At 34.6% G+C, this 13,111-nt stretch carries 11 protein-coding genes; 4 read left to right on the forward strand and 7 right to left on the reverse strand.

Translation table 11 applies throughout. From position 1 onward, the window contains the following. Position 1: 1 nt before the first annotated feature. The 5 genes from KD050_RS01345 to KD050_RS01365 all read right to left on the reverse strand — a co-directional run bounded on the left by KD050_RS01345 (position 2) and on the right by KD050_RS01365 (position 5,385). Positions 2-1,276, reverse strand: coding sequence for a Gfo/Idh/MocA family protein (locus KD050_RS01345; protein ID WP_211894491.1), 1,275 nt, complete (start codon positions 1,274-1,276; stop codon positions 2-4). 22 nt (positions 1,277-1,298) lie between these two features. Beyond that, positions 1,299-2,111 carry a carbohydrate ABC transporter permease gene (locus tag KD050_RS01350; RefSeq protein WP_211894492.1) on the reverse strand — a complete coding sequence of 271 codons (813 nt, stop codon included), beginning with the start codon at positions 2,109-2,111 and terminating at the stop codon, positions 1,299-1,301. Between the two features lie 33 nt (positions 2,112-2,144). Continuing rightward, positions 2,145-2,882, reverse strand: coding sequence for a carbohydrate ABC transporter permease (locus KD050_RS01355; RefSeq protein WP_235753895.1), 738 nt, complete (start codon positions 2,880-2,882; stop codon positions 2,145-2,147). A gap of 229 nt (positions 2,883-3,111) precedes the next feature. Beyond that, positions 3,112-4,374: an ABC transporter substrate-binding protein gene (locus KD050_RS01360; RefSeq protein WP_211894493.1), complete on the reverse strand. Its 1,263-nt coding sequence runs from the start codon at positions 4,372-4,374 to the stop codon at positions 3,112-3,114. A 57-nt stretch (positions 4,375-4,431) separates the two neighbouring features. Then, entirely contained in the window at positions 4,432-5,385 is a 954-nt protein-coding gene (locus KD050_RS01365; RefSeq protein ID WP_211896166.1) for an ROK family protein, read from the reverse strand. Positions 5,386-5,929: 544 nt separating this feature from the next. Between KD050_RS01365 and KD050_RS01370 the strand changes: the two genes are divergently transcribed. The 4 genes from KD050_RS01370 to KD050_RS01385 are packed head-to-tail and all read left to right on the forward strand — an operon-like array spanning position 5,930 to position 10,641. Then, a complete protein-coding gene (locus KD050_RS01370; RefSeq protein WP_211894494.1) occupies positions 5,930-7,111 on the forward strand; it encodes a galactokinase in 1,182 nt (393 codons plus the stop codon). After that, the gene (gene galE, locus KD050_RS01375) at positions 7,112-8,116 is read left to right on the forward strand and encodes a UDP-glucose 4-epimerase GalE (protein WP_211894495.1); all 1,005 of its coding nucleotides are present in this window, start codon (positions 7,112-7,114) and stop codon (positions 8,114-8,116) included. It begins immediately after the preceding gene. After that, positions 8,113-9,603 (forward strand): UDP-glucose--hexose-1-phosphate uridylyltransferase, encoded by a 1,491-nt coding sequence (gene galT / locus KD050_RS01380; protein ID WP_211894496.1) that lies wholly within the window; start codon positions 8,113-8,115, stop codon positions 9,601-9,603. The genes galE and galT overlap by 4 nt, the downstream gene beginning before the upstream one ends. Then, positions 9,604-10,641: an aldose epimerase family protein gene (locus KD050_RS01385; protein ID WP_211894497.1), complete on the forward strand. Its 1,038-nt coding sequence runs from the start codon at positions 9,604-9,606 to the stop codon at positions 10,639-10,641. A 529-nt stretch (positions 10,642-11,170) separates the two neighbouring features. Here KD050_RS01385 and KD050_RS01390 read toward each other — a convergent pair. Continuing rightward, complete coding sequence (locus KD050_RS01390) at positions 11,171-12,169, reverse strand: LacI family DNA-binding transcriptional regulator (protein ID WP_211894498.1); 999 nt, start codon at positions 12,167-12,169, stop codon at positions 11,171-11,173. Positions 12,170-12,221: 52 nt separating this feature from the next. Next, positions 12,222-13,103, reverse strand: coding sequence for a DMT family transporter (locus KD050_RS01395; protein WP_211894499.1), 882 nt, complete (start codon positions 13,101-13,103; stop codon positions 12,222-12,224). Positions 13,104-13,111: the final 8 nt, after the last annotated feature.

A 13,111-nucleotide genomic window follows, 5' to 3' on the forward strand; every position in this document is an offset into this window, starting at 1 on the left:
ACTAGACAACACCTTCCCCATTAAGTGCTTCATTTGAAAAATTTGCAATTTGAATAACTTTTCCATCTTGAAGTCTTGATAATTCAGCAGCAAATGCCAATAAGTGACTTTCAAGAGATACAACCGCAGACGTTTTACTTTCCTCACCTTGATAGTTTCGTACTTCTTGTAAAAAGTCCCTTACTATAGCCTCATCTCCACCACCATGTCCACTTGCTTGCTCTGCTAAGTGCGTAACTGTTTCGTTTTTAGTTAGAAAATCAAAAACAGATATAGTGTTGTCATCCATTTTTCCTCTGATTTCACCTTTTGTTCCCATAATTTGAACAATGCGTGTTTGCTCCCTTGTGAATCCACACATACTAAACGTTGCTGTAGCGCCATTTTCAAACTCTAAATTTACAACTTGGTGATCTACAACATTGTTATCTGAACGATAAACACATTTTCCATAGGGTGTTGTATTTAGAGCATGTATAATACCAGCTCGGGAATGATCGGTGGTAAACTTTTTCGCCCATCCTCTTCCATCACCTAAATAATATTTTCCTGCGTGAAAAACGCATTCGTTTTCAATTGGGCATCCATCCAGACAGCGTAAGGGACCATCTTTTGGAGCATTTTCTTCTTTAAAATGCATTAGTGATCCAAATGAACTGATTTGTTTACACTTTTGGTTCATCAAGTACATTAAAATATCCATGTCATGACACGATTTTTGTAAGATCATTGGACTTGATATATCACTGTTATTCCAATTACCTCTTACAAAGCTGTGTGACATATGCATAACTTCTACATTTTCATTTAATTGGATTGAAACAATATCACCTATTTTACCTTCATCTATGATACTTTTAATATTTTGCCAAAACGGTGTATATCTTAAAACATGACAAATGGTTAATAATTTGTTGTGTTTTTTCGCAACCTCAACCATGGATATACATTCCTTAGGATCAGGCGACATCGGTTTTTCCAGTAAAACGTGATAACCTTTCTCGATTGCACGCACAGTTGGCAAATAATGCTCTCGATCTAATGTGCAAATAAGAGCAACATCTGCTTTGATATTATGATCCAACATTTCTTCCCATGAGGTGTAGCATTGAGTATCTGATAGAGAAAATTCTTTAGCAAAACTTTTTCTTCTCTCCTGAACTGGCTCCGCAATTGCTACAAACTCTAATTCATGGGGAAAATTAATGCTATATGGTGCATAAGCTTTAGCCCCTCTATCACCAGCACCAATTAATACTGCTTTTACTTTTTTCAAGGTATTTCCCACCTTTTACTCTTTAATCTTTTATAGCACCAGCCGCAATATTAGAAATAAACTGTTTACTTACAATCAAAAATAATACAATTAGTGGTACAGTTCCCAATAGTGTTCCAGTCATTACAACAGCCATATCTGTTTGATGTAAACCTTTTAAATTTGCCAAAGCAACCATCAACGTATACTTAGTAGGATCATTCAATACTATTAGTGGCCATAGATAATCATTCCAAACACCCATAAAAGTAAAAATCCCTAAAAAGGCTATTGCTGGTCTTAAAACAGGCAAGGCAACACTCCAATACATTCGGAATATCCCACAGCCATCTATTCTAGCCGCATTTAACAAATCATCGTGTATAGCACCTTCAGCATATTGTTTAATCCAAAATATTCCAAACGCACTTGCGAGCCCAGGTATTATTAAAGCTTTATAGCTATCAATCCAGCCAAATTCTTGCATCAAAATAAAATTTGGAATTAGTGACAGTTGTGCTGGTATCATCATAGTTCCAAGGGTGAAAAAAAATAATTTATTTTTACCCGGAAATTCAAACTTTGCAAAAACAAATCCAGCTAATGTACTAAAAAACAAAACAAAAGTAGTTGTAATTGTTGAAACAAAAATTGTATTAGTAATTGCTTTTAAGAAGTCGACTTCAGCAAACACTTTTTGTATATTTATTAAAAGTTGATCACCAAAGGTCCAAATAGGCGGGAATTTAAAGCTAGCACTTGAAATATTTGTAGCCATAACAATTAACCAATAGAAAGGAAAAATTGAAATAATAACTCCCAAGACTAAACACATATGTAGTATAAATTTCTTCATTTTAGTCAAACTTCTTCACCTCTTTTATCTTTATCAACCTTTTCGTTGCACAAACTTCCAGTTAATTAAAGAGAATAGAATTATTATGAAAAATAATCCAATTGCTATTGCAGATCCATATCCATAAAGATTTTTCACAAATGCTTGTTGATAAAGATATAAAACGATTGTTAGACCTTCACCACCTGCTCCACCGGAATTACCAACGAGTAATTGGGGTTCTACAAAGGTCTGCATTCCACCTATAGTAGAAGTAATGACAACAAATAGTAAAACCGGTTTTAATAACGGTATCGTGATTTTAGTAAATATCTGGAATGAGCTTGCACCATCAATCTTAGCAGCCTCGTATATATCACCGGATATCTTCTGTAAACCTGCAAGGAAAATTATTGCGTTATATCCAGTCCATCGCCAAATAATCATCGCTGAAATAGCGAGCTTCACTCCAAATGAATTATTATGCCAATCAATAGCATCAAATCCAAGTAAGGTAACAAAATAATTTATTAAGCCATAGTTAGGTGCAAAGATAACACCAAAAACAATTGCAACTGATACTATTGCCGTTACGTTTGGAAGAAAATATAAAGTTTTGTATAGTCCACTAAACTTCACAAATGCTGAGTTTAATAAGAAGGCAATAACTAAAGCCAGTATTATCATTGGGATTGTCGATAATATCCAAATGATTAGCGTATTAGCGATAGACTTCCAAAATAAAGGATCCTTTAATAAATACTCAAAGTTTCGGAAACCTACAAATTCCATCGTCCCTATACCGTCCCAGCTAGATAGAGAAAGGTATATAGAGAATACAACAGGAAAAATACCAAAAACGAAAAAAATTAAGAAAAATGGTGATATAAGCAAGTATGCGCCTTTATTCTTCTTTACTTCTTTCCATGTGTTTTTTTTATCTATATGATGATTAATAGTTCCGATTTTACCTCACCACCTAAATTTAATGAAAATAGGGGAATTAAAATTCCCCTATTTTTTACAGACCTAAATCTCTTTCAATTTTCTCTAATGCATCTAACCACGCTTCTTCAGGATCTTTGCCTTTTACTTTCACTAAATCTAATTCGTCTCTGAATGCCGTAAATACTATAGATTCTTTTGAGCCTCTATATGCTTCTTTTACATTTTTAGCTGATTCTGCAAATATTTCTGTCGTATTTTGACCTCCAAAAAACTCTTCGTTATGATCAAGTTCATCACTTTCCAAGGCATCCATTTCAGCAGGGAATAAACTTAGGTTCTTATATGAAGTAATTTGATTTTCAGAAGAATTGATAAATTTAGCAATTTCTGCACTTACTTCTGGATTTTTTGATGATTTCAATACCGCAAGGAATGATCCACCATCGTTACCATCATTAATTGGAGATCTAGATACCTTCCATTTACCAGCAGTATCTGGAGTTGTATCAATTAATATGTCCTTTGCCCAAACTGGTCCATCGTAACCAACAATCTCGTCATTATTAAGTGCTGCATTCCATTCTTGTGATAGCTCATCAATATTCCCGAAAACTAATCCTTTTTCATCTAATTCAATTACTTTATCCCAAGCCTCTTTAATATGTTGTTGATCACCAATAAAGTTATCATTTTCATCAAAAACACGATTATCTAATTTATTTACGTAGTTAGAAAATGCATCTTTAATTGATGTGACAGCATAACCACCTGTTTTCTCTTTTAACGTTGTTAACACATCGACATAGCCATCCCATGTACTTACTTTTTCCGAAAGTTCTTCAGGTGAATTGGCAATTCCTGCTTTAGAAAAAATATCTTCTCTATAGAAGAACCCTGTTGGAGCAGTATCTACTGGCACTGCAATCATCGTCTTACCATCACCAGTAACTGCTTGACTTGTTTTCCAAGTTGGATATATTTTCTCAAGATCCGCTCCACCGTATTCGTAAAGATTCGCAAACTTGTCAGCATGTGGTAAGTATTCTGAAACCCATATATTCATTAATACTAAATCAGGTGCATCATCACTATTTTTTGAAGCTAATAATGAACTTAATTTCGTTTTGTAATCTGAACCTGGAGGTAACTTTTGAGCAACAAACTCTACATCAGGGAACTCCTCTTTGACTTTTTCTAATACAGCTTCGTCTAGTCCTCTATTCCAATACCATAGAGTAATTTTATTATCCTCCTTAGCGCTGCTACTCTCATTTCCACATGCACCAAGAATCGCCATTAATAGTACCCCTACAATTAACAATGTGATTTTTTTCATTAGTCGAATCCCCTTTTCCTTATTTTCAAACATATTTACTGAAAGACTAACAATATTTTAGTAGTTTTTACTATGCCCTTGATCTCCCTCCTTCACTAAGTTGTTATTAATATTTTCAATTCCTTTTAATCCCGCCCCGATTATCCCTGAATTCTCTTTTAGTTCACTTGGGAACAATCTACTGAGGCTATGGAGTTGTTCTGGAATTAAATATTGTTTCAATGATTCTTTAATTAAACTTAATAAAAATGGATGATTATTCATTACTCCACCACCAATAACAATTTTATGTGGATCTAATAAACAAATAATCGAATAAATTCCATGTGCTAGAGAATCCACTACTTGTTTCATTATCACTTTTGCTTCAGGGTCATCTTCTTTATATTTTGTAAAAAATTCTTTTGTTGTAAGTTCAGTGTTTTCATAAGATTTTTCCGCTAGCTTTTTAATTGCAGGACCTGAAGCCGTTTTCTCTAATCTTTCCATACTATCTTTTGCAGACATTGCGAAAACAGGCAATAATCCAAGTTCGCCAGCAAATCCATTTCCACGTATAAATGAGCCTTGATGGATAATGGAACAAGAAATTCCAGTACTTATTGTTAAATATACAAAGGTTTCTTGTTTATTTGCATTAGATGTTTTCCACTCTGCAAATGCAGCCATATATACATCATTATCTATCACTATATTTTCAATTGAAAAGTAGTCTTGTAATCTTTTTACAATTGGAAAGCCTGTCCAGGACAAATTATTTTGATAAACAGCAATACCATTCTCACGATCCACTTTTCCTGGTATCCCTACACCTATTCCACTTATTTCCTGTATCACTACTTTAGATTCCTCAAGTACCAACTCGATACATTTAATAACTTGTTTAAACATAAGTTCTTTATCAGTAGGGTTACTTGCAACTTCTGAACGTCTTAATATTTCTCCCTTTTCATTTATTATCACCGCCGCGATTTTTGTACCGCCAACGTCAACACCCAATGCATATGTCACTATTTTCACCACTCAATCTCTTTATCTATAATTTGTACACGCTTTCAAAATAAGTAAAATACAACTTTAATAATTTAGTAAAACTTTTACTAACGTTTTTAAAAATTTACCACAAACTAATTATTCTGTCTATACTGAATAACAAAAATATTTATTTTTTATTCCTCAAATATACGAATAAATAAAAAACCTATGTAATTGAGTCAATTTCATAAATGTATATTCAACAGTGAAAACCGAATAATGTTGATCTCTTTTCGAGGAGGACGCTTTCCACAGGCATAACTCCAAACTCCTCGGCCAAACAGGGTGTTGGTCGCGAAGGTGTTGAAACACTATGTGACGCTCTTTGCCTTTGCTCCTTGAAGCGTTCCTGTTGTGCTTTCAGTTCGTGCTGAAATTCCCACCCTCTACTCCAACCAACGTAATCTACTTTCTTTTGAAATTATCAATCTGTAAGTAGAAAAATAATTTTGAACATTCAAACGAAATATAGTACACTAAATTAAGATAAAATATTTTACTAAATACAGGGGGTAAATCTATGAAAAATCCGAATTTACTATTTGAATTCCAAACTGTATTCGACACTACTAGAACACCACGTTTCTTTTTTGCACCCGGACGTATTAATTTAATTGGTGAACACACTGATTATAATGGGGGCAATGTCTTCCCTGCCTCTATCTCATTCGGTACATATGCACTTGTTCAAACTAGAGAAGACCATTTGATACGTTTTTTTTCCTTGAATTTTCCTGACAAAGGAATTATCGAATGTGATCTTACAGAATTATCTTTTAATGAAGAACATGACTGGGCGAACTATCCTAAAGGGATGATTAAATATTTTAGTGAAAACAGTTTGAAAATATCGAGTGGAATGGATATCTTATTTTATGGAAATATCCCAAATGGCGCTGGTCTATCCTCTTCCGCTTCAATAGAAATGGTCACTGGTGTTCTGTTAGAAGGATTGTTTGATATATCAATCGACCGGCTTGAAATGATTAAACTTGGACAAAGAGTAGAAAACGAATATATCGGTGTTAATAGCGGTATAATGGACCAATTTGCTATTGGAAGAGGAAGAAAGCATCATGCAATATTATTAAACTGCCAAACGTTAGAATATGAATATGCCCCTATACAGCTTGATGATCACGTCATCATGATTATTAATACGAATAAACAAAGGACTCTAATGGGTTCAAAATATAATGAACGTCGTGCCCAATGTGAAGAGGCTTTAAAAGATTTACAGACTGAACTTCCACTCCAAAATCTAGGTGATTTAACAATTGAGCAATTTGAGAAGCATAAATATCTGATTCAAGAAGAAACAAATCTAAAACGTGCAAAACATGTAGTTTATGAGAATAAGAGAACATTAGAAGCTCTAGAACTATTAAGACAAGGAAATCTAGATCAATTTGGATTGTTAATGAACGAATCACATTTATCTCTTCAATGTGATTATGAAGTAACAGGAATTGAACTTGATACATTAGTAAAAGCTGCCTGGGATCAGCCTGGGGTATTAGGGGCACGTATGACAGGAGCCGGTTTCGGTGGCTGTGCAATTGTAATTGTTGAAAAGAGTAAGCTTGATAGCTTTAAAGATAATGTTAATAAAATCTATTCTAATGAAATCGGTTATGAAGCGTCATTTTATACTGCAACAATAGATGATGGAGCTAGAGAAATTACTGGGGGAGTGTTTTAAATGAGTATATTGGTTCTAGGTGGGGCAGGATACATTGGATCACATGCGGTTTATCAGCTAATAGATCAAAAGTCAGATGTAGTTGTTATAGATAATCTTCAAACTGGACATAGAGAAGCTATTCATCCTGAAGCAAAATTTTACGAAGGTGATTGTAGAGACATCGAGTTTATGCGAAAGGTATTTAGTACAGAATCTATTGACTCAGTCATACATTTTGCAGCTAATTCACTGGTAGGTGAATCCATGCAAGAACCACTTAAGTACTTTGATAATAATGTTCATGGGACTCAAGTATTACTACAAGTCATGCAAGAATATGATGTAAAAAAAATCGTCTTCTCGTCTTCCGCAGCGACTTACGGCGAGCCAAATTCTATTCCTATCACAGAAGATATACCAACAAATCCCACAAATGCATATGGGGAAACAAAACTGACGATGGAAAAAATGATGAAATGGTGTGAACAGGCATATGGAATCCGACATGTTTCTTTACGGTATTTTAATGTTGCTGGTGCTAGAGAATCTGGGGAAATTGGCGAGGACCATAGTCCAGAAACACATCTCATCCCCATTATTCTCGAAACTGCTCTCGGACAGCGCTCCCATATAACCGTTTTTGGAGATGACTATGATACACCAGATGGCACATGCATACGTGATTATGTTCATATTGAAGATCTTATCCATGCACATATTTTAGCACTAGCCTATTTAAATAATAGTGGAAAAAGTAATATTTTCAATCTAGGTAGTAATCAAGGGTTTTCTGTTAAAGAAATGATAGAAACAGCTCGAAAAGTAACTAACAGAGTAATTCCTGAAAAATTAGGTGAACGTCGTGCAGGTGACCCTAGTATACTAATCGCAAGTTCTGAGAAAGCAGCTACGATATTAAATTGGCACCCTACTAAAAATTCTATTGAAAAAATCATTCAAGATGCATGGAACTGGCACCTTAATAATCCAAATGGCTTTAACAAGGATGTGTCAAACGAATGATTTATGAACATATTCAAGGACTTATTCAAAAAGCAATTGAAACTAAGCTAATTTGTGATTCGGACCGAATTTATATTTTTAACCAATTACTCTCACTTTTAAACATTGAATCTTATAATGATATAACTGAGCAGATAACAGAGGATTCAATTCCAAATCTACTCGAAAAAATTACTGCCTTTGCTGTAGAAAATAACGTAATTGAGAACATTTTCGATGACAAGGAAATTCTATCAGCAAATATTATGAACTGCTTTGTTGCGAGACCTTCCATTATCAATGAAATTTTCCAACAAAAATATACAAACTCTCCCAAGGAAGCAACAGATTACTTTTATGAATTAAGTAAAAATAGTAACTATATTCAAATGAATCGAATCAAGAAAAATATCCATTATAAAACCGAAACAGTCTACGGTAAAATGGATATTACCATTAACATGTCAAAACCTGAGAAAGATCCAGAACAAATTAAGAGAGAACGAGAATTTAAGACTATTAGTGATTACCCAAAATGCGTTTTGTGTATTGAGAACGAAGGATATGCAGGTCGCTTGGGATATCCAGCTAGAGCAAATCATCGGATCATTCGGATACAACTAGGAGATGAAAATTGGTATCTACAATATTCACCTTATGTCTATTATAATGAGCACAGTATTTTGCTAGCTGAAGAACATCGTGCAATGAAAATAAGCAGAGAAACTTTTGAACGATTACTAACTTTTATAGAAAAATTTCCACATTACTTTATTGGTTCAAACGCTGATTTACCTATTGTCGGTGGTTCCATCTTAAGTCATGATCATTATCAAGCAGGAAGATATGAATTTCCGATGACGAATGCTCCGAATGCGTTCTCATTTATTTTGAAAAATTACTCAAACGTATCCGCATCGATCTTAGATTGGCCATTAACAACTATTCGTTTGCAAAGTGATGAAAAAGATTCACTAGTTCAAGCTGCAAATAACATACTTACAAAGTGGAAAAACTATAGTGATAAGAAAGCGGAAATTATAGCATTTACTGGAAATACACCGCATAATACAGTCACACCCATTGCTCGAATGCGAGGTGGGAAATTTGAACTTGATCTTGTTTTAAGGAACAACCGAACAACTGAAGAACATCCATTTGGAATTTTCCATCCACATTCAGATGTTCATCATATAAAAAAAGAAAATATCGGTTTAATTGAAGTAATGGGATTGGCAGTTCTACCAGCCCGACTAAAGGATGAACTAGCTGAAATCAAACAGTTTTTACTTGGTAAACAAAGTGAAGTAGCTACCTACCATCAAGAATGGGCTGAACAACTAAAAGATAAGTATAGAGAATTATCCGATTTAGAACAAATCGAATCTGCATTGGAAAAAGAACTCGGGGATAAATTTGCAAAAGTACTTGGAGATGCAGGGGTCTTTAAAAAACAAACCGAATTCGAACGATTTATCAAGTCATTAAATATAGAGATGGTCACTTAAATGAAAATAAAGATGCATAGTATCGACGGAAAATGGAAACGGTACACCTTATTAAATGATAATAACATGAGCATTAGATTTTTAGACTTCGGTGGATGCATTACCGAAATAAACGTTCCAGACCGAAATCAGCATATACAAAATGTAGTACTTGGATATAAAAACTATCAAGACTACGAAAATAACACGAACTTCTTAGGAACGATTATCGGCCGTGTAGCTGGAAGGATTAAAGATGCATCGTTTACGCTAAATAATCAAACATATATGATAGAAGCAAACAATAACTCTCACCATTTACATGGAGGCTCAAAGGGATTTCATCAAATAATCTGGAAAACTAAACCCTTTCAAACAGAAAATACAGTTGGCGTAACATTAACACATCGAAGCCACGAAGGTGAAGGTGGATACCCTGGAACTATGGATGTATCGGTTACTTATACATTAAATAATAAAAATGAGCTGATCATAGATTATTTAGCTAAATCTAACAAAACTACTGCATTTACCTTGACTAATCATTCATATTTTAATTTGACTGGAAATTTAGCTTCACCCATACACAATCATGTCGTAACTATTGATAGTGATACGTTTGTTGAGCTTAATGCAGAATTAATTCCAACCGGTAAGAAGTTGCATGTTGAAAATACTCCATTTGATTTTAGAAGCGGCAGAAAAATTGCTGATGGTATTAACTCCACCTATTCACAAAACTTAATTGCTAACCATGGTTATGATCATTATTTTATATTGAATCACATAAAACAAGATGATATTTGCATAATAGATGAAACAAGTGGACGCAAATTAACTATTAAGACCAGTCAGCCGGGAGTCGTGTTGTACACAGCAAATAGCTCTATCGAAAATCTTGAATTAGAAAAAGGAAGGTCAAAGCAACATTTAGGGATTTGTTTGGAGACACAAGCCTCCCCTGCTTCATTACATCATGAGGGATTTCCTACAATTATTCTAGAAGCACATGAAACATACGAAAAGCAAACTGTGTATACATTTGGCATAGAGGAGTAAATTTAGCATGATTCATTTGATGAATCCACTTTCTTATATACCCACGCATTCACATATGTTTCGTCTTATTAAATAGAAGAAGTTGATGAGCTGTCTTCAAAATTAGCTGTCCTTATTAAATTAGATTAGGGGTAGCGTCAAGAAAATGCGGATTTACAACGTTAAGAAAAATTCAATTTTAAAAAGCCTAATTTCGATTAAATTGAGAAATTAGGCTTTTTTCATTGCTCCATTAAATCGTTCGTTAATGGAACTGTACTTATTATCATTTATTGTTGATATAGGATTTCCTTTTTATCATGTTTAGTGAAAAGTTCCCAATATGATTCAGCAATCCGATCTGGATCAAAAAATGTCCCTGTTTCACTACTCCACCTATGGGTTGAATTATTCTAATCCGACGCTAGTGACTATACAACATTAAATACACCTACTTACATCACACATAAAAAATCCGCGGTTTTACGGATTTCTTAACTTTTTCATTCAAACAAAAAACCACGAGAATTGGGATTCGTGGTTTTTCAAACTATTTCTTTACAGTCACCGCACTACCTCTTACAATAAGCTTTGTATGAATCGTTATTTTCTTACATATTGCCCGTTTCGTTGCGATGCGTTCAAGCAGTAAGTCGACTGCGGATTCTCCCATAACTTCAGTGTACAGCTTCACTGTGGTCAGCGGCGGAACCATGTATTGCGCAGAGGAAACATCATTGAAACCGACGATACTGAGATCCTCTGGAATTTTAACACCTAGTTCGTAGGCCGCTTTGTAGCATCCAATTGCAATCGAATCATTTGCGACAAATAGCGCTGTTGGTTTTTCATCTTGGCTTAGCATTTCCTTTAAAATCTGGTAGCCGTCCTTTGGATTGTAGCCCCCAATTTTAACGAAATCCTCTTTAAAAATTCCCTTTTCCTTCAAATAGACTTCAAAGACGTCCTGTCGCAAATCTTTGAATCGGTTGCCAAACATATCCGTGTCGATACCACCGATAAAGCCGATATTTTCATGACCTAACTCTACTAAATAGGTAAGTGCACTTTTTGTTGCTGAGTTAAAATTAATAACCACTGCATCAAAATAATTCTCATCTGGATTCGCATCTACAAATACAGACGGTTTATCAAAGCTCTTAATCACTTCAATATCAGCTTTTCTAAAAGTTCCCAGGCAAATGATTCCATCTAACTTTGAAACACTTTTTTTGGTATCATCTTTCGTAATCTTTGAATATTCCATCCTCATACTTTTAAGCTTTTTTTCCAATGCTACCCTAATCGAAAGATAGTAAGTATCAACCAATTCTTCTTCGAGTGAAAAAGAATAGTAGAGCCCTATTTTCCCTTTCATTTTCACTTTTTTCTGTTTTGAGGTGATAACATAGTTTAGTTCCTCTGCTGCCTCGAAAACTCGCTTTCGTGTCTCCGGGGTCACGTTGAGTGTTTCATCACAATTTAAAACTCGAGAAACTGTTGCAGCGGAAAGCTGAGTCAAGTCTGCTATATCTTTAATTGTCGCCATTTTTAAAACCTACTTTATCCGATTTTATTTCTATTGTAGTATACAATCGTAACTATTGCACTTTTCCACGATAGTCTCCTTTAAAAAACACCAACTTCGTTTCTGAAATAATGATGGCTGCAAGGATTAGTGTTGCTCCGATGACCATTTTTCCGGTTAAAACTTCGCTCAAAATAATGATAGAGAATACCATTCCCCAGAATGCCTCTGTAGATAAAATGATGGCCGCCTTTGTTTCTGTTGTATATTTTTGGGCGACTGTCTGAAGTAAAAAAGCAATTGTGGTGGAGATTATACCCAAATATAAAACAGCCGATACTCCTTCAAAGTTTGACACAAAATTTGTCTCTCCTTTAAAAAGGACGACAATAAATCCTAGTACAGTAGCTGCTGCCATTTGCACAACCGTTAATAGTACAGGGTCTTCGTTCTTTACAAACTTCGCTGTGTAGATAATATGGAAGGCAAACGCTACAGCACATAATAATGTAAGGAAATCTCCGAAATTGACGCCGCCTGAAAGCTTTAGTGACAATACGCCGATGCCAATGATTGCAAGTAATGCACCAAACAACTCAAACTTATCCATTTTTCTTTTAAAAATGAAAAACGTAATAAACGGTACAATGACCACATTCACGGCGGTTAAAAAAGCATTTTTCGAAGGGGTTGTATACACCAATCCAACCGTTTGTAAAGCGAATGCCAAGTATAAAAAGACCCCAATGATAGTTCCTTTAATAATTGTACTTTTTTTAATATTCTTTAGTTTCTTAAAAAAGACAAGACTTAACAAAATAATACCAATTAGAAAACGGATTCCAAGTATTTGGTATGGTGTAAAGTGTTCAAGTGACACTGCACTTGCAACAAATCCACTTCCCCAAATAATCGCAACTACCGCAAGCCCTAATTCTCCAATATATTTCCGCATATAATCCT

It is taken from the genome of Psychrobacillus sp. INOP01 (assembly GCF_018140925.1).
GTDB lineage: Bacteria > Bacillota > Bacilli > Bacillales_A > Planococcaceae > Psychrobacillus.

Excerpts from the sequence above, each read along its gene's own strand:
- KD050_RS01350 (WP_211894492.1), bottom strand. The coding sequence starts at position 2,111 with ATGAAGAAATTTATACTACATATGTGTTTAGTCTTGGGAGTTATTATT.
- KD050_RS01355 (WP_235753895.1), bottom strand. The coding sequence starts at position 2,882 with ATGGAATTTGTAGGTTTCCGAAACTTTGAGTATTTATTAAAGGATCCT.
- KD050_RS01360 (WP_211894493.1), bottom strand. The coding sequence starts at position 4,374 with ATGAAAAAAATCACATTGTTAATTGTAGGGGTACTATTAATGGCGATT.
- KD050_RS01370 (WP_211894494.1), top strand. The coding sequence starts at position 5,930 with ATGAAAAATCCGAATTTACTATTTGAATTCCAAACTGTATTCGACACT.
- galE (WP_211894495.1), top strand. The coding sequence starts at position 7,112 with ATGAGTATATTGGTTCTAGGTGGGGCAGGATACATTGGATCACATGCG.
- galT (WP_211894496.1), top strand. The coding sequence starts at position 8,113 with ATGATTTATGAACATATTCAAGGACTTATTCAAAAAGCAATTGAAACT.
- KD050_RS01385 (WP_211894497.1), top strand. The coding sequence starts at position 9,604 with ATGAAAATAAAGATGCATAGTATCGACGGAAAATGGAAACGGTACACC.
- KD050_RS01390 (WP_211894498.1), bottom strand. The coding sequence starts at position 12,169 with ATGGCGACAATTAAAGATATAGCAGACTTGACTCAGCTTTCCGCTGCA.
- KD050_RS01395 (WP_211894499.1), bottom strand. The coding sequence starts at position 13,103 with ATGCGGAAATATATTGGAGAATTAGGGCTTGCGGTAGTTGCGATTATT.